General features: G+C 60.1%; 12 protein-coding genes, 3 tRNA genes and 1 riboswitch. Of the genes, 6 read left to right on the plus strand and 9 right to left on the minus strand.

What is annotated here, in order from left to right; genetic code table 11:
- Positions 1–744 precede the first annotated feature (744 nt).
- Both D460_RS0119245 and D460_RS0119250 read right to left on the minus strand, forming a co-directional pair.
- A tRNA-Asp gene (locus tag D460_RS0119245) sits at positions 745–821 on the minus strand.
- A 52-nt stretch (positions 822–873) separates the two neighbouring features.
- A tRNA-Asp gene (locus D460_RS0119250) sits at positions 874–950 on the minus strand.
- Between the two features lie 414 nt (positions 951–1,364).
- Between D460_RS0119250 and D460_RS0119255 the strand changes: the two genes are divergently transcribed.
- The 4 genes from D460_RS0119255 (at position 1,365) to D460_RS0119270 (ending at position 3,860) form a co-directional block, all read left to right on the plus strand.
- Positions 1,365–1,440: transfer RNA gene (locus tag D460_RS0119255), tRNA-Val, on the plus strand.
- 130 nt (positions 1,441–1,570) lie between these two features.
- Positions 1,571–2,176 (plus strand): class I SAM-dependent methyltransferase, encoded by a 606-nt coding sequence (locus D460_RS0119260; protein WP_018900215.1) that lies wholly within the window; start codon positions 1,571–1,573, stop codon positions 2,174–2,176.
- A 90-nt stretch (positions 2,177–2,266) separates the two neighbouring features.
- Positions 2,267–2,773: a DUF3833 family protein gene (locus D460_RS0119265; RefSeq protein WP_018900216.1), complete on the plus strand. Its 507-nt coding sequence runs from the start codon at positions 2,267–2,269 to the stop codon at positions 2,771–2,773.
- Between the two features lie 100 nt (positions 2,774–2,873).
- On the plus strand, positions 2,874–3,860 hold the full coding sequence (locus tag D460_RS0119270; RefSeq protein WP_018900217.1) for an aldo/keto reductase: 987 nt from the start codon (positions 2,874–2,876) through the stop codon (positions 3,858–3,860).
- Between the two features lie 75 nt (positions 3,861–3,935).
- Here D460_RS0119270 and D460_RS0119275 read toward each other — a convergent pair whose 3' ends face one another.
- The 6 genes from D460_RS0119275 to clpP form a co-directional block, all read right to left on the minus strand.
- Complete coding sequence (locus D460_RS0119275) at positions 3,936–4,538, minus strand: inorganic diphosphatase (RefSeq protein WP_018900218.1); 603 nt, start codon at positions 4,536–4,538, stop codon at positions 3,936–3,938.
- A gap of 131 nt (positions 4,539–4,669) precedes the next feature.
- A complete protein-coding gene (locus D460_RS0119280; RefSeq protein WP_018900219.1) occupies positions 4,670–5,572 on the minus strand; it encodes a DMT family transporter in 903 nt (300 codons plus the stop codon).
- Positions 5,573–5,659: 87 nt separating this feature from the next.
- A riboswitch (FMN riboswitch) is annotated at positions 5,660–5,809 on the minus strand.
- A gap of 122 nt (positions 5,810–5,931) precedes the next feature.
- The gene (gene hupB / locus D460_RS0119285; protein WP_018900220.1) at positions 5,932–6,207 is read right to left on the minus strand and encodes a DNA-binding protein HupB; all 276 of its coding nucleotides are present in this window, start codon (positions 6,205–6,207) and stop codon (positions 5,932–5,934) included.
- A 205-nt stretch (positions 6,208–6,412) separates the two neighbouring features.
- On the minus strand, positions 6,413–8,827 hold the full coding sequence (lon, locus tag D460_RS0119290; RefSeq protein WP_018900221.1) for an endopeptidase La: 2,415 nt from the start codon (positions 8,825–8,827) through the stop codon (positions 6,413–6,415).
- 415 nt (positions 8,828–9,242) lie between these two features.
- Positions 9,243–10,520 carry an ATP-dependent Clp protease ATP-binding subunit ClpX gene (gene clpX / locus D460_RS0119295; protein ID WP_018900222.1) on the minus strand — a complete coding sequence of 426 codons (1,278 nt, stop codon included), beginning with the start codon at positions 10,518–10,520 and terminating at the stop codon, positions 9,243–9,245.
- Positions 10,521–10,802: 282 nt separating this feature from the next.
- A complete protein-coding gene (gene clpP, locus D460_RS0119300; protein WP_026283311.1) occupies positions 10,803–11,441 on the minus strand; it encodes an ATP-dependent Clp endopeptidase proteolytic subunit ClpP in 639 nt (212 codons plus the stop codon).
- 385 nt (positions 11,442–11,826) lie between these two features.
- On the opposite strand from clpP, the gene D460_RS0119305 reads away from it, so the two are divergent.
- On the plus strand, positions 11,827–13,080 hold the full coding sequence (locus D460_RS0119305) for a GGDEF domain-containing protein (protein ID WP_026283312.1): 1,254 nt from the start codon (positions 11,827–11,829) through the stop codon (positions 13,078–13,080).
- 52 nt (positions 13,081–13,132) lie between these two features.
- Complete coding sequence (locus D460_RS0119310; protein WP_018900225.1) at positions 13,133–14,386, plus strand: cytochrome P450; 1,254 nt, start codon at positions 13,133–13,135, stop codon at positions 14,384–14,386.
- A gap of 104 nt (positions 14,387–14,490) precedes the next feature.
- On the opposite strand, the gene D460_RS0119315 is transcribed toward D460_RS0119310, so the two are convergent.
- Complete coding sequence (locus D460_RS0119315) at positions 14,491–15,825, minus strand: dicarboxylate/amino acid:cation symporter (protein WP_018900226.1); 1,335 nt, start codon at positions 15,823–15,825, stop codon at positions 14,491–14,493.
- Positions 15,826–15,992: the final 167 nt, after the last annotated feature.

Consider the following 15,992-nt stretch of genomic DNA (forward strand, 5'->3'; position numbering starts at 1 on the left):
GCGCAGACAACCTCGAACCGGCTCATGTCTATGTATTTGATATACAATACTCATTTTCGAGCAACGGTCGAACAACGCGTGCGACGCACCGGGCCGCAGCATGGAGCGGACGGGCAAAATCGGTGATTTTGCGGCGGCTAAGTGCGCATTTCCTCATCTAAAGTCGGTGAATTGTCGGCAAGGCGGAGTATCCGCTCCGATTCGACTGAAAAACTGCGCCAATCGGGTCGCTATGTCGCAGGCTCAACGGCTAAATAAAGGGCATTTCGGCCAGTGGGTATTGCGCATGTCCGAGCCCCGGAACGGGCCGCGCGGGGTGATCGGGCGGGTGCGCGGCGGCCTCATCAGACGCACTCTAAAGACCCGCGATTCCGGACATGCGCGAACGCTACTTAAATCCATAAGTTGCGCGAAATAACCTCGCTGGGGAGGCCCATTCCGACACTTCATTATAAGGACAAAGCAGCTCAAGCACGGCAGCGATAGGTGGCTTTATCGGCAACCGAGGACGCGGCAGGTCGATTGAGTATCGAGAGGCACTGAAGAGGCGTCTGAGCGCGACTGTCGCGGCTCCTGGCAGGCCACGCGGCGGCGCCTGCCCTCTTGGCGGCGACGGCCCATGCCGAAGGCATAGCGAAACGCGCAGGACCGCAACAGCGATGCGCATGAGACGCGCATCAAGTACAGAAAGGCGCAAGCGCACCTTGTAGGTGATGTATATTATGGAGACATTCTGGAAGAGAATGGCGCGAGTGACGGGGCTCGAACCCGCGACCTCCGGCGTGACAGGCCGGCACTCTAACCGACTGAGCTACACCCGCGCATTTTCAGACTGCGTCGTTCCGGACCATGCTTTTCAGCACTTACATGAAATGGCGCGAGTGACGGGGCTCGAACCCGCGACCTCCGGCGTGACAGGCCGGCACTCTAACCGACTGAGCTACACCCGCATTCATTTCAAGCGATCCGGATGCTTTCGCGTCCGTGTCAAAGCAGCTTGCCGCTTCGATGAGCGGCTAACTACGGGGTTCGCATTTGAGTGTCAAGCAGGTTTGGAGACAAAACGATGACAGCCTGCGATTTGTTTGTGGGTGAATGAAATCACATCCGAAATCGCCCACATATAAGGGGCCATTCCAGCGCCGACGCTCCAGATATCCGCCAGCGAACGATCCTGGCTCTGCCCTCCCCTTGGCCTCCCGTTGTCGATTTTTCTTTTCCACAGACGGAATTACCGGGAAACCGGGGCATTGGTGGAGGTCGATCGAAAAAAATCAAAAAATCTTCACAAACGCTCTTGCGGTTTGTCCGCGATCCGCATAGATCACGGCCATCGACGCGGCGGACATGATCCGCACCGCGGAGGGCGATTAGCTCAGTTGGTAGAGCGCCTCGTTTACACCGAGGATGTCGGGAGTTCGAGTCTCTCATCGCCCACCATCTTCTCTCCCCTTTATGTGATTGATCGGCCCGCAGCTTTGATTTTGCTGCGGTTGCTAATCCCGTGTCCGGCGATTAGGTTCCGGCCAAATCGAACGGCACCTCATGTGCTTCAGGCGGAGATAGAATCATGAAAACACGCGAAGATCGCCAGGCACAGCGGGCAGCCATGCCGCGCACGCAGCTCAGCGCCCATCACATGGAAAACGCGCGCCTGCTGCCCGATCGCGGCGAATTGCTCTATCGTATTCCCAATGGCGGCGTCGGCGTCGAGATCGGCGCGGCATTCGGGGAATACACGGCGGAGATTCTCGAAAAGAATCGCCCGGCTCAGCTTTATCTCATCGATCCCTGGAGCATGGACCGCTACAGCTCCGGCCTCGACCAGATCCACACGCAGTTCGGCAAGCAGATCGAAAGCGGGCAGCTGCACCTGATGCAGGGTACCTCGCTGGAGAAACTCGCCGAGTTCGAGGACGATTTTCTCGATTGGGCCTATATCGACACCGATCACTCATTCGAACTCACCTGGCAGGAACTGCTGCTCTGCGACCGCAAGGTCAAGCGGACCGGCCGCATCGCCGGCCACGACTTCTGCACCGGCAATACGGTGAAGCCGATCGTCTATGGCGTCGTCGAGGCCGTCACCAAGTTCTGCAAGGATTATGGCTGGCAGTTCGAATTCCTGACCGTCGAATCGCATGCGCACTTCTCCTTCTGCCTGAAGCGGCTCTGAGTCGCCCGGCGCGTCGCCGCAATTGATCCGTTCCCCTCGCGCAGGCGTAAGCGCTGACAGGCCGATTTGCGGCCAGCGAAGGGATCGATCATGCGCAACGCCCCTCTTCTTGCCGCCCTCCTCACTCTGGCGAGCCTGCCCGCAACCGGCGCCGCGGCCCGGGACTTTCGGCTGGAGGACTTCTTTGCCGGCAAGAGCATTGCCGTTGGCCGTTTCCAGGCGATCAACGGTGTCGATCGCAGCTTCAAGGTCAGGCTGACCGGTCGCTGGAACGGCAAAACTCTGATGCTTCGCGAAGATTTCGCCTATACCGATGGTGAGCGCGATCGGAAGAACTGGCGCTTTCTCAAAACCGCGCCGGGCGCCTATACGGGCACCCGGGAGGACGTCGTTGGAGAAGCGATCGTCAAGATCGATGGCAATGTGGCGCGTTACAGCTATCTGGTCGATATCGATCCAAGCGCCAAAGAGAATATCGTGAGGTTCCACGACACTTTGCGGCTGATGCCTGATGGAACATTGCTCAACACGGCGTGGGTGAGCAAGTTCGGATTTCCGGTCGCCAAGGTGCGGGTCGACTTTACCCGGCAGCGGTAGCGGCAGGCGCCGCATGCTGCCCTATCTGTTCCTCTTGGCGCTTGTCGCCGCTTTTGTCCCCTGCTAGTGCCGTGGGCGGCAATCACGAGGAGGATTTTTCATGAAGCAGCATTCTTTCGGCCACCTGCCGCACACGGTGAGCAATATCGGTTTTGGCGCATGGCAGATCGGCGGTGCCTGGGGCGACGTCAGCGAAGCTGATGGACGCGCAGCACTCAATGCGGCGCTCGATGCCGGGATCACCTTCATTGACACCGCCGACGTCTATGGCGACGGCCGTTCGGAGAAGATCATCGCCGATGTGCTTGAGAGCCGTGGCGGCGAGCGCCCGATGGTCGCCACCAAGGCCGGTCGGCGGTTGAACCCGCATGTGGCGGGTGGTTACACCAAGGCCAATCTCGAGGGCTTTATCGACCGCAGCCTGAAGAACCTCAAGGTCGACAGCCTCGACCTCGTGCAGCTGCACTGCCCGCCGACGGAGGTGCTTTATCGCCCTGAGGTGTTCGAGGGGCTGAACGAGCTGCAGAAGGCCGGCAAGATTCGCGGCTATGGCGTCAGCGTCGAGAAGGTCGAGGAAGCGCTGAAGGCGATCGAGTTCCCCGGCGTGGTGAGCATCCAGATCATCTACAATCTCTTCCGCCAGCGCCCGAGCCATCTGTTTTTCCGCGAGGCGCGGGAGAAGAACATTGCCGTCATCGCTCGCGTGCCGCTGGCAAGCGGCCTGCTCTCCGGCAAGATCAGCCGCGAGACGACGTTCGCGAGCGACGACCATCGCAACTTCAATCGCCACGGCGAAGCATTCGATGTCGGCGAGACCTTCGCGGGCGTTCCCTTCGAGGTTGGACTGCAGGCGGTCGAAGAGGTTCGCAAGCTGGTTCCCGAGGGCGCCACGATGGCGGCGTTTGCGCTGCGCTGGATTCTGATGAACGACGCCGTCACTGTGGTCATTCCCGGCGCCCGCAATGCCGAGCAGGCGAAAGCCAATGCGGCGGCCGCCAGCCTGGCGCCGCTGACGCATGAGGTGATGGCCGCGAGCCACGAGATCTACGACCGGCTGATCGCGCCGCATGTGCATCAGCGCTGGTAACAGCCGTAACTATTTCGCCAAACAGAAATGGCCGGGCATCGACCCGGCCATTTCCTTATCTGGGCTTTGCCCGGATTACTTCTTTTCAGCGTAAGCCTTGATGGCGGCGGCGACTTCGCCCTGTGCCTTCTCGGCGTTTTCGAAGCCGTTCAGCTCGACAACCTTGCGCTTGGCCGGCAGCTGCTTGTAGACGCGGAAGAAAGCCTGCAGGCGCTCTTGCTCGATCTCCGGAAGATCGGTGATTTCCTTGATCTTGTCGTAGCTCGGATCGATGTCGCTGGCCGGAACGGCAACGACCTTGTCGTCCTGCTCGCCGCCGTCGATCATCTTCAGGAGGCCGATGGCACGAACCTTGATGATGGCGCCCGGAACGACCGGCTCGCGGGTGTAGACAAGCGCGTCGAGCGGATCGCCGTCACCGCCGAGCGAGCTGGTGATGGAACCGTAGTTGGCCGGGTAGATGACCGGCATCGACTGGAAGCGGTCCACGACGATGTGGCCGGTCTTGGCGTCGATTTCGTACTTGGTGAAGCTTCCCTGCGGAATTTCGATCGCCGTGAAGAACTCCTTGCTGTCGTCCTTCGGCTGCGGATAGTCGAGATAGGAAACATAGTCGGAAGCGGCGGCGACGCCGGCCGTGAAGAGAACGGCAGCGGCCGCGGAAATAATGGTCTTCATAAGAGATACCCCCAATTGGCATTGCGAAGAAACGCCCCCCGCCTATGGGGTTTGCATTACAGCGATGTGACATATGCCGGGCGCTCGGGACCATCCACATGACAATCTCGTGAGCGCCCGGAGCAGCTATGTTATGCGGTTCCGCGCTCGCGCTTCATCTCGTGGCGCATGAGGAACAGCGAGGCGCAGAGAATCAGGCCGGCACCGAGCCACAAATAACCAGCCGGCGCATAGCCGAAGACCAGCCAGCCGGCGAGAACGTTGAGCGGCAGCTTCAGATCGTCGAAGGGCTGGACATAGGCGGCATCGGCGGCACTGTAGGCGAGCGTGAGGAGGTACTGGGCGATCGCCGTCAACAGGCCGGCTGCGACGAGCAGCATCAACACCGTGCCTATTGGCATTGCGAAGCCTGCCGCAGCGGCGAGACCGCCGTTGACGGGCGTTAGGAGCACGAGCAGCCACACGGTGATCGTCTCAGGCTTCTCGATCCCCGTCAGGCTCTTGGTGATCAGCGACGAGGCGCCCCAGAGCAGTGCCGACAGGATCGGCAACAGTGCCGCCCAGCTGAAACTGTCCGACCAGGGCTGCAGGATGATCATGGCGCCGGCGAAGCCACAGGCCGTGGCGCCCCAGCGCACTGCCCCTACCCGTTCACCGAGGAACAGGCGGGCGCCGAGGATGATGAAGAAGGGCGAGGTCATGACGAGCGCGATCGCCTGCCAGATCGGCACGCTCGCAAGACCAGCGACCCAGGTCTGGACACCGAGCGCGGCCAACACGACGCGGAGGATGTGGCGCGAGGGGTATTGGGTGCGCATCGCGCCAAGGCCGGTCTTCCACAGGAAGGGCAGCGAGAAGACGAGCGCGAAGGCATATTGCCAGAAGGCGACCGAGGCGGATGGGAAGGCCAAGGTCATCGTCAGCCACTGGGTGACGACGTTGAGAATGGCAAAGGCGATGCCGGCGAGCACCATCCAGCTTGCGCCGGCGAGTGCACGCGATGCGGATATGGAAACCTGGGTAGTCTGATTCATGTTATTCATCCGAACAAAAGGACCAACATAAATCAGGACGCATGAACGCGGGTGCCGACGCGGCGGACGACCCGCCCCGCGTACCCTGCTCATTCTCTTTCATCCGGACTATGACCGTCGGCTCCGGAATTCAACCGGATCTGCTGACCCTTCCCACCTGAGGTGAAAAGGCGCTCGCGGGCTCAAGCTTGCGCTCTTACCGCCGGTGGGGAATTGCACCCCGCCCTGAGAATGATCCATGCGTAGTTGAAAGCCGCGATCGCGGCAAGTCTCGCAAATGCGAAAAGGGTCCGGCTTTCGCCGAACCCTTCGAATACTTGTGCTGCCGGTCTCGTTGCCCGGCTGCCAAGCAAATCCAATCAGCCGTTGACGGCTTCCTTCAGGCCCTTGCCGGGCGTGAACTTCGGCACGTTGCGTGCCGGAATGTCGACTTCAGCGCCGGTCGACGGATTGCGGCCCTTGGTGGCAGCGCGATGGGAAACGGTGAAGCTACCGAAACCAGCGAGGCGAACGTCGCCCTTGCCCTTGAGTTCAGCCTGGACAACTTCGAAAACAGCGTCGACGGCCGAAGCGGCATCGGTCTTCGAGAGTCCTGCCTTTTCGGCAACTGCGGACACGAGTTCATTCTTGTTCATGTTTCCACCCCTTTCAAATGGTTCGAAACGACTCAAATCTATAGCCGGGCACGGAATTTGGTGCATCAGGCCCGCCGCACCCCAAAGAGCCTGCAAATAAAGGAAAAGCAAGCGTCTCCGTACGGTTTTCACAAAAAAAGGCTGGCAAAAATGCCAGCCTTTTCAGGGTTTTTAAGCAATAGGGCACGAATGTGGCAAACAAGGCTCAATGAGCGATGGAAGTGCCGCTTTCGTCGTGCCCTTCGACCGTTGCGATAACAGGCGTTTCCACCGTGCCATCCCACTCGATCGCCTCCGGTCTGCGGACCAGAGCATGCTTGATCACCTCGCCCATACGGGACACTGGGATGATCTCCATGTTGTTCTTCACGTTATCCGGGATCTCCGCCAAGTCCTTGGCGTTTTCTTCCGGGATCAGAACAGTCTTGATACCGCCGCGCAGTGCGGCGAGCAGCTTTTCCTTCAATCCGCCGATCGGCAGAACGCGACCACGAAGCGTGATTTCGCCCGTCATCGCCACGTCCTTGCGAACAGGGATACCGGTCATGATCGAGACGATCGCGGTGGCCATGCCGACGCCGGCCGATGGGCCGTCCTTCGGCGTGGCGCCTTCCGGCACGTGGACGTGGATGTCCGACTTGTCGAAGCGCGGCGGCTCGATGCCGAAATCGACAGCGCGCGAGCGGACGTAGGACGCCGCAGCCGAAATCGATTCCTTCATCACGTCCTTCAGGTTGCCGGTGACGGTCATGCGACCCTTGCCCGGCATCATGACGCCTTCGATCGTCAGCAACTCACCACCAACCTCGGTCCAGGCCAGACCGGTGACGACACCGACCTGATCCTCGCCCTCGGCTTCGCCGTGACGGAAGCGCGGAACACCCAGATAGTCCGAAATGTTCTCGGCGGTAACCGCGACCGATTTCGTCTTACCCTTGATGATCTCGGTGACCGCCTTGCGGGCGAGCTTCATCAGTTCGCGCTCGAACGAACGGACACCGGCTTCGCGTGTGTACTGCTGGCTGATCGCCATCAGGGCATCGTCCGAAACCGAGAATTCGTTCGGCTGCAGAGCGTGTTCCTTGATGGCCTTCGGCAGCAGGTGCCGCTTGGCGATCTCGCGCTTTTCGTCCTCGGTGTAGCCGGCGATACGGATGACTTCCATGCGGTCCATCAAGGGCGCAGGGATATTCAGCGTGTTCGCCGTCGTGATGAACATCACGTCCGACAGATCGTATTCGACCTCAAGGTAGTGGTCCATGAAGGTCGAGTTCTGTGCCGGATCCAGCACTTCGAGCAGAGCCGACGACGGATCGCCACGGAAATCCTGGCCCATCTTGTCGATTTCATCGAGCAGGAAGAGCGGGTTGGACTTCTTCGCCTTCTTCATCGACTGGATGACCTTGCCGGGCATCGAGCCGATGTAGGTGCGGCGATGACCGCGAATTTCAGCTTCGTCACGAACGCCGCCGAGCGCCATGCGGACATACTCACGGCCGGTCGCCTTGGCGATCGACTGGGCGAGCGAGGTCTTGCCGACACCCGGAGGGCCGACGAGGCACAGGATCGGACCCTTGATCTTGGTCGCGCGAGCCTGGACAGCCAGATACTCGACGATGCGCTCCTTGACCTTGTCGAGACCGAAGTGATCGGCTTCGAGGATCTTTTCGGCGTTGTTGAGATCCGTCTTGATCTTCGACTTCTTGGACCACGGAATACCGAGCAGCCAATCGAGATAGTTGCGCACGACGGTGGCTTCCGCCGACATCGGGCTCATCTGACGCAGCTTCTTCAGCTCGGCATCGGCCTTCTCGCGACCTTCCTTGGAGAGCTTGGTCTTGGAGATGCGCTCTTCCAGTTCGGCCATCTCGTCGCGGCCTTCCTCGCCGTCGCCGAGCTCCTTCTGAATCGCCTTCATCTGCTCATTCAGGTAGTATTCGCGCTGGGTCTTCTCCATCTGGCGCTTGACGCGCGAGCGGATGCGCTTCTCGACCTGAAGGACCGAGATCTCACCTTCCATGAAGCCGAGCGCCTTTTCGAGGCGTGCCTTGACGCTGGTGGTTTCCAGCATCTCCTGCTTCTCGGTGATCTTGATCGACAGGTGCGAGGCAACCGTATCGGCCAGCTTCGAGTAGTCATCGATTTGGCTGGCGGCGCCAACGACCTCGGGCGAGATCTTCTTGTTGAGCTTCACGTAGCTCTCGAATTCGGACACGACCGAGCGGCTCAGCGCTTCCAGTTCGACCGGATCGTCGTGCGGCTCTTCGAGCACATGACCGAGGGCTTCATAGAAATCCTCGCGGTCGGTGTAGGCGTCGATTTCAGCGCGCGCGCGACCTTCGACGAGAACCTTGACGGTTCCATCGGGAAGCTTCAGCAGCTGCAGAACGTTGGCGACGGTGCCGACATTGTGGATGGCGGACGGTTCGGGATCATCGTCGCTGGCATTGATCTGCGTGACGAGCATGATCTGCTTGTCCGAGCCCATGACTTCTTCGAGCGCGCGGATCGATTTCTCGCGGCCTACGAAAAGAGGTACGATCATGTGCGGAAAGACCACGATGTCGCGCAGGGGCAATACTGGATAAGCGGTGCTCGCAACTGACGTTTTCTTCGTCATTTTATTTCCTTTCCATCGTCCCGTTGCCGGGCTCTTCTGGCGCGACCGTTTGGGACCGGCCGCACTCTCACTTGGATTAACAAGTGGAGGTTCTGACTATGCTTTTCAAGCTGCCACATGGCCCGTGTCCGCTTGGACATGACAGCTATGCTACAACGGAACACCTCACTATGTCGCGCCTAGCTGGACCGGCGCTGACCATTTCCGAACCGGCTAAAATACAACGCCGAAACACACCAACGGAATCATTGCATAATTGCCAAGGGCGGATGAATTCGCAACGGCAACGAACGTGGTTTCAGGCGTCATCAGCAAGTTTTATCGGCATTTGGAGGTGCCGCGAACGGTTTTTCAAATAGAAAGGGGCCCGCCAACGGCAAGCCCCTTAAATTCACGGTTCGTATCGCGCTGATACTTAGGCCGAGGCGTTGGCCTTTTCTTCCTGGCGATCCGCGTAGATGTAGAGCGGCCGCGAGGAGCCGCGGACGACTTCGTCGGAAATGACGACTTCGCGCACGCCTTCGAGCGTCGGCAGTTCGAACATCGTGTCGAGCAGGATCTTTTCCATGATCGAACGAAGGCCGCGGGCGCCGGTCTTGCGGGTAATCGCCTTGCGGGCGATTTCGCGAAGGGCGTCCTCGTGGAAAGTCAGCTCGACGTCTTCCATCTCGAACAGGCGCTGGTACTGCTTGACGAGCGCGTTCTTCGGCTCCGACAGGATCTGGATCAGTGCGTCCTCATCGAGGTCCTCGAGCGTCGCCAAAACAGGCAGACGACCGATGAACTCAGGGATCAGGCCGAACTTGACGAGATCTTCCGGTTCCAGTTCGCGCAGCACTTCGCCGACGCGACGGTCATCCGGAGCGGCAACGCTTGCGCCGAAGCCGATCGAGGTCTTTTCGCCACGGGCAGAAATGATCTTGTCGAGACCGGCAAAGGCGCCACCGCAGATGAACAGGATGTTCGTCGTGTCGACCTGCAGGAATTCCTGCTGCGGATGCTTGCGGCCGCCCTGCGGCGGTACGGAAGCGACCGTGCCTTCCATGATCTTCAGAAGCGCCTGCTGCACGCCTTCGCCCGACACGTCGCGGGTGATCGACGGGTTGTCGGACTTGCGCGAAATCTTGTCGACTTCGTCGATGTAGACGATGCCGCGCTGCGCGCGCTCGACGTTGTAGTCGGCAGCCTGCAGAAGCTTCAGGATGATGTTTTCGACGTCTTCACCGACATAGCCGGCTTCGGTCAGCGTCGTGGCATCGGCCATCGTGAAGGGAACGTCGATGATGCGGGCGAGCGTCTGGGCAAGATAGGTCTTGCCGCAACCGGTCGGACCGACCAGCATGATGTTCGACTTCGCAAGCTCGATTTCGCCGTTCTTGGTGGCGTGCGCGAGACGCTTGTAATGGTTGTGAACGGCAACGGACAGGATCTTCTTCGCCTGACGCTGGCCGATGACGTATTCGTCGAGGACCTTGATGATGTCCTGGGGCGTGGGAACGCCATCACGGGACTTGACCATCGAGGACTTGTTTTCCTCGCGGATGATGTCCATGCACAATTCGACGCATTCATCGCAGATGAAAACTGTCGGTCCGGCAATCAACTTGCGGACTTCGTGCTGGCTCTTTCCGCAGAAGGAGCAGTACAGGGTGTTCTTAGAGTCGCCGCCGTTGCTGCCGCTGACTTTGCTCATATCACTTTCCTTCCAGCACGCCGCATTTCAAGGTGAAAGTGCGGTCAACTCATTGGCCTGCCCCACTTGGAGCTACAGCCGGCCAAGGCCGTCAAGGGGTACGAACCGGGTCCAGACTAGGCCGTCTTGGCCCCGGCGGCAACGAACTCCCCTTCGAAGCCAAATGCTATGTCATAAAAATTCAACATAGCATTAATACTTGAGAATGGTTCACCCGCCACTCGGTTTATTCCCTAGTTCGATCACAAATGAGATAGAACTGTGGCGGGGAAAACACCATCCCTAGTTCTGACTAGGCGCAGCGCCTTCGATCTCGACGCGAGACGTCAGGACCTTGTCGATCACGCCCCAGTCCTTGGCTTCCGCCGCATCCATGAAATGGTCACGGTCGAGCGTCTTTTCAACTTCCTCGTAGGTCCGGCCCGTGTGCTTGACGTACACTTCGTTCAGGCGGCGCTTCATCTTGAGAATGTCGCGTGCGTGACGCTCGATGTCCGAAGCCTGGCCCGAGAAGCCGCCCGACGGCTGGTGAACCATGATGCGCGAGTTCGGTGTCGCGAAGCGCATGTCCTTGTCGCCGGCTGCGAGAAGCAGCGAGCCCATGGAGGCGGCCTGGCCGATGCACAGCGTCGACACGGCAGGCTTGATGAACTGCATCGTATCGTAGATCGCCATGCCGGCGGTGACGACGCCACCCGGCGAATTGATGTAGAGCGCGATTTCCTTCTTGGGGTTCTCGGCTTCGAGGAAAAGCAGCTGGGCGCAGACGAGCGTCGCCATGTGATCCTCGACCGGACCCGTCAGGAAAATGATGCGTTCCTTGAGCAGGCGCGAATAAATGTCGTAGGAGCGTTCACCGCGATTGGTCTGTTCCACAACCATCGGCACGAGGGCCATAGCGGTATCGACTGGGTTTCTCATGTGCGTCCTTTGTCAACGTCTTTCCGGCCCGACGCCGGGAATCAAAGAAAATGCCTTATCCCTACATAGAACTTCCCTACCCTTCTCTTCAAGACGCGCCTTGGGATAACGTTAAGACGGTGGGAAACCATGCCTGTTTTCATAGCCCCTCTGTAGGGAGATTCTTCAAAACCGTCATTAACGGCGGCGGGCCATACTCCCGGCTCACAGCTTTTCTCTTCAGCAAGATGAAGAAATGCTGAATTCGCCCAGTATGGGACGCCTGTCATTTACCTCGTGGAAAGCCTATCGCCAGATAACGGACGAGGCCCGTGGGCTGCCGCTCCGCGATTAACAAAGTCGCCAGCTTATTTAGCGAGGATGCGGCAATACAAGGGGTATTGCCGTGTTCAATGTTACGACAGGACTGGCCATTTGGTGCTCCGAGGCTATGACGCTCGCGCTGGTCGCGTTCATTGCCTGGCGCCATAATGTCCGAGATAAAACTTATTTCTATTGGGGCTGGGGCTTTGCGCTCAGCGGCATCGGATTTGCACTGGTCGCGTTGCGCGGCCACGTTCCAAGCTACCTGTCGGTCGAGGTGGGCAATACCATCGCGCTTGTGGGCCAGAGCGCCTGGGTGGCGGGATATCTGGCGCTCGACCGGCGAAAGATCGAATGGTGGGTGCTTTTGCCGCCGGTCGTCTGGCTAGCCGGCGTGTTCCTGCCCTGGGTGCACGACGACTACCCGAACCGGGTTGCACTCTACAACCTCGCCTCGGCAACGGGCGCGACGGCGCTGACCATGGCGGTCAGTTCGCCCGGTCTCAACCGGGAATCGGCCCGCGCGAAGCTCGCGGTCATGTTTATTCTGCAGGCTTGCGTCTGTTTTATCGCCGCCGGAGCGGTTGCGGTGCTCTCGCCTGATGATATGGAAGCGGCCAATATCGCGGGCCTCGCCGCCATGGGTACGGCGCTGATGCTGACGCTCGCCTGCGCGCTGACGGTTCGTCTCATCATGGAGCGCTCGGAGCAGAAATTGCGTATTCTCAGCCTCACCGACACGTTGACTGGTGTTCTCAATCGCCGCGGCCTGTTTGCGCAGTTCACGCGCATCCAGACGAAGGCATTTGACGAGAACCGGCAGGTCGCCGTTCTCCTGTTCGATCTCGACAATTTCAAGCGCATCAATGATCGCTTCGGCCATCAGGGTGGTGACGCCGTGCTGACGGTCTTTGCCCGCATGGCGCAGCAGTTTACGCCTGCTGGCGTGTTCGGCCGCATGGGCGGCGAGGAATTCGGCGCGTTCGCAAGCGTCGCCGACCAGACGGAGGCCGAGGCGCTCGCCGAAACGATCCGCACCGAGTTCTGCCGCGTTCCCGTCAGCACCGGCGATGCCATCATTCCGGCCACCGTCAGCATCGGCGTCGCCCTTGCCTCGCCCATCGAGGCCAATATGGACAAGCTGGTATCGGCAGCCGACCGCGCGCTCTATGCCGCCAAGGCCGCGGGCCGAAACTGCACCGTCACCTTCGGCGAGGCCGAGGCGGCAGCGCCGCCACCGCCGGAAGAAAAGCCGGATCACACGACGGGCGAACTCGTGCCGACGCTCGACGACCAGATCCATGCGCTGCGTCGTGTGGGATCACTTGGACGCTGACAATAGGTTGTGCTCTCTTCCCGAGGTTGGGCAAATCCGCTAAGCCTCGGGCATGATCACATTGCCTTACATGTCCATTGACCCTGCTGCGCGCCGCGTCTCTATCGATGCGCGCAGCCCCTTGTTCTACAGCAATCCCAATGCCGCATACGCGGCACTGCATACCCACTGTCCCACATTTTACTGGGAAGAGCAGAAGCAGTGGTTTTTCACTTCATATGACCATGTGAACGCGCTGTTGCGCGACCGCCGCTTCGGCCGGCAGATCCTGCATATCGCCAGCCGCGAGGAGCTGGGGCTTCCCGAGCCCGACCAGCACGTCGTCAACTTCGATCTCGCCGAACGCTATTCCCTGCTCGAACTTGAGCCGCCGGAACACACGCGCCTGCGCACGCTCGTCAACCGCGCCTTCGTTTCGCGCCATGTCGAGAAGATGAAGCCGGAGCTCGAAGAGCTCGCCAACCGGCTGATCGACCAGTTCGAGCACAAGGGCGAGGTCGAGTTGCTCTCGGCCTTCGCCGACATCATACCGGTCACGATGATCGCGCGGATGATCGGCATCCCGGAGGAGATGGGGCCGCAGCTTCTGAAATGGTCTCACGCCTATATCCGCATGTATCTCTTCGGCCGCACCCGCGCCGACGAGGATGGCGCTGAAAAGGCCGCGAAGGAATTCTCCGACTACGTGAAGACCGTGATCGCCGAGCGCCGCGCCAATCCGCGCGACGATCTTTTGACGCACATGATCCACACCGAGCACAAGGGCCAGTATCTGACAGAGGACGAGCTCGTCTCGACGACGATCGTGCTTTTGAATGCCGGGCATGAGGCGACGGTGCACCAGATCGGCAATTCGGTGCGGATGATCCTCGACAGCGGCTTTGCGCCTTCAGAATTGTTCAAGGACGAGGAAACGACGGAGCGGACCGTCGAGGAATCGCTGCGCATCTGCGCGCCGGTTCACATCTTCCAGCGCTGGGCGCTGGAGCCGGCCGAGATCGACGGTATATCGTTCAAGCGCGGCGACAAGGTGAGCCTGATCCTGGCCGCGGCCAATCTCGATCCGCTGAAGTTCACCGATCCGCTGACCTTCAAGCCGGATCGCCGCGAAGCGGCCAACCTCTCCTTCGGCGCCGGCATTCACTTCTGCATCGGCGCGCCGCTGGCGCGGCTGGAGCTCAACGTGGTGCTGCCGATCCTGTTCGACCGCCTGCCCGGCCTGAAGTTGGCCAAGACGCCCGAGGTCAAGGACGTCTACCATTTCCATGGGCTCGACCGACTCGATCTCAGCTGGCCCTCTCGCTGAGAAACGGCCAAATAAAACGACCGCGCTCCCTCTCGGGAGCGCGGCCATCCGCCTTGGGAGGCACAGCTGCCTGTTAACGCAGGCTGTTCTTTGGTTTGTTTGCCTTACTCGGCAGCCTGCAGCGTCGGAACCGGCTGATCGAGCTCTTCCGGCAGCTGACCGGCCATGGCGGCGGCGAACTTTTCCTGGTCGAGTTCATTTTCCCAGCGGGCGACCACGACGGTGGCGACAGCGTTGCCGACCAGGTTGGTCAGAGCGCGGCATTCCGACATGAAGCGGTCGATGCCGAGGATCAGCGCCATGCCGGCGACCGGGACCGAGGGGACGACCGACAGGGTCGCGGCCAGCGTGATGAAGCCGGCGCCGGTGATGCCTGCGGCACCCTTGGACGACAGCATCGCAACGAGGAGCAGCAGGATCTGGTCGCCGAGCGACAGATCGATGCCGGTTGCCTGGGCGATGAACAACGCCGCCAGCGTCATGTAGATGTTGGTGCCATCGAGATTGAACGAATAGCCGGTCGGGATGACCAGGCCGACGACCGGGCGCTTGCAGCCGGCGCGTTCCATCTTCTGCATCAGACCCGGCAGAGCCGCTTCCGACGAGGAGGTGCCGAGGACGAGCAGCAGCTCTTCCTTGATGTAGCGGATCAGCGACAGGATCGAGAAGCCGTTATACTTCGCAACCGCACCCAGCACGACCAGCACGAAGAGAAGAGCCGTGATGTAGAAGGTGAGGATGAGGTAAGCGAGATTGGCGACCGAACCGATACCGTATTTGCCGATGGTGAACGCCATGGCGCCGAACGCTCCGATCGGGGCGGCCTTCATCAGGATGGCGACGAGGCGGAAAACCGGGGCGGTGAGCGCGGTCAGGAAATCCGTGACGGGCTTGCCCTTCTCGCCGACCATGCCGAGCGCGATGCCGAACAGAACCGAGAAGAACAGCACCTGCAGGATGTCGCCCTGGGCAAATGCGCCGACGATGGTTTCCGGGATGATGTTCATCAGGAAGCCGGTGATCGTGGTTTCATGCGCCTTGGTGGCGTAGGTCGAGACAGCCTTGCCGTCGAGCGTCGCCGGATCGATGTTCATGCCGGAGCCCGGATGCAGCAGATTGCCGACGATGAGGCCGACGATGAGCGCGAGCGTCGAGAATACGATGAAATAGAGCATCGCCTTGCCGGCGACGCGGCCGACCTTCTTCAGGTCCGACATGCCGGCGATGCCGGTTGCGACAGTGAGGAAGATGACCGGCGCGATGATCATCTTGACGAGGCGGATAAAGGCATCGCCGAGCGGCTTCAGGCTGGCGCCGAAATCAGGCCAGAAATGGCCGATCAGCATGCCGGCGATGATGGCGACGACGACCTGGAAATAGAGATGCCGGTAGAACGGCATCTTGGTCCGCGGCTCGGCGGCTGGAATTTCAACACCCATAGTGTCCTCCATAAAGCCCCCAAACCTGACCGGCCTCCCGGGGCAACTGCGTTTCAATCAACAGCCTTCCGGCTATTCGCAGCTACTTAGCAATGACCGTGCCAGTTTCCGCGCGCCGCAATATCGCCATGATTCAAAAGACTTTTCTTCCGGGCCGAAACGTAGCC

The sequence above is a fragment of the Rhizobium sp. 2MFCol3.1 genome, assembly GCF_000377565.1.
Taxonomy (GTDB): Bacteria; Pseudomonadota; Alphaproteobacteria; order Rhizobiales; family Rhizobiaceae; genus Rhizobium.

Excerpts from the sequence above, each read along its gene's own strand:
- D460_RS0119260 (WP_018900215.1), top strand. The coding sequence starts at position 1,571 with ATGAAAACACGCGAAGATCGCCAGGCACAGCGGGCAGCCATGCCGCGC.
- D460_RS0119265 (WP_018900216.1), top strand. The coding sequence starts at position 2,267 with ATGCGCAACGCCCCTCTTCTTGCCGCCCTCCTCACTCTGGCGAGCCTG.
- D460_RS0119270 (WP_018900217.1), top strand. The coding sequence starts at position 2,874 with ATGAAGCAGCATTCTTTCGGCCACCTGCCGCACACGGTGAGCAATATC.
- D460_RS0119275 (WP_018900218.1), bottom strand. The coding sequence starts at position 4,538 with ATGAAGACCATTATTTCCGCGGCCGCTGCCGTTCTCTTCACGGCCGGC.
- D460_RS0119280 (WP_018900219.1), bottom strand. The coding sequence starts at position 5,572 with ATGAATCAGACTACCCAGGTTTCCATATCCGCATCGCGTGCACTCGCC.
- hupB (WP_018900220.1), bottom strand. The coding sequence starts at position 6,207 with ATGAACAAGAATGAACTCGTGTCCGCAGTTGCCGAAAAGGCAGGACTC.
- lon (WP_018900221.1), bottom strand. The coding sequence starts at position 8,827 with ATGACGAAGAAAACGTCAGTTGCGAGCACCGCTTATCCAGTATTGCCC.
- clpX (WP_018900222.1), bottom strand. The coding sequence starts at position 10,520 with ATGAGCAAAGTCAGCGGCAGCAACGGCGGCGACTCTAAGAACACCCTG.
- clpP (WP_026283311.1), bottom strand. The coding sequence starts at position 11,441 with ATGAGAAACCCAGTCGATACCGCTATGGCCCTCGTGCCGATGGTTGTG.
- D460_RS0119310 (WP_018900225.1), top strand. The coding sequence starts at position 13,133 with ATGATCACATTGCCTTACATGTCCATTGACCCTGCTGCGCGCCGCGTC.
- D460_RS0119315 (WP_018900226.1), bottom strand. The coding sequence starts at position 15,825 with ATGGGTGTTGAAATTCCAGCCGCCGAGCCGCGGACCAAGATGCCGTTC.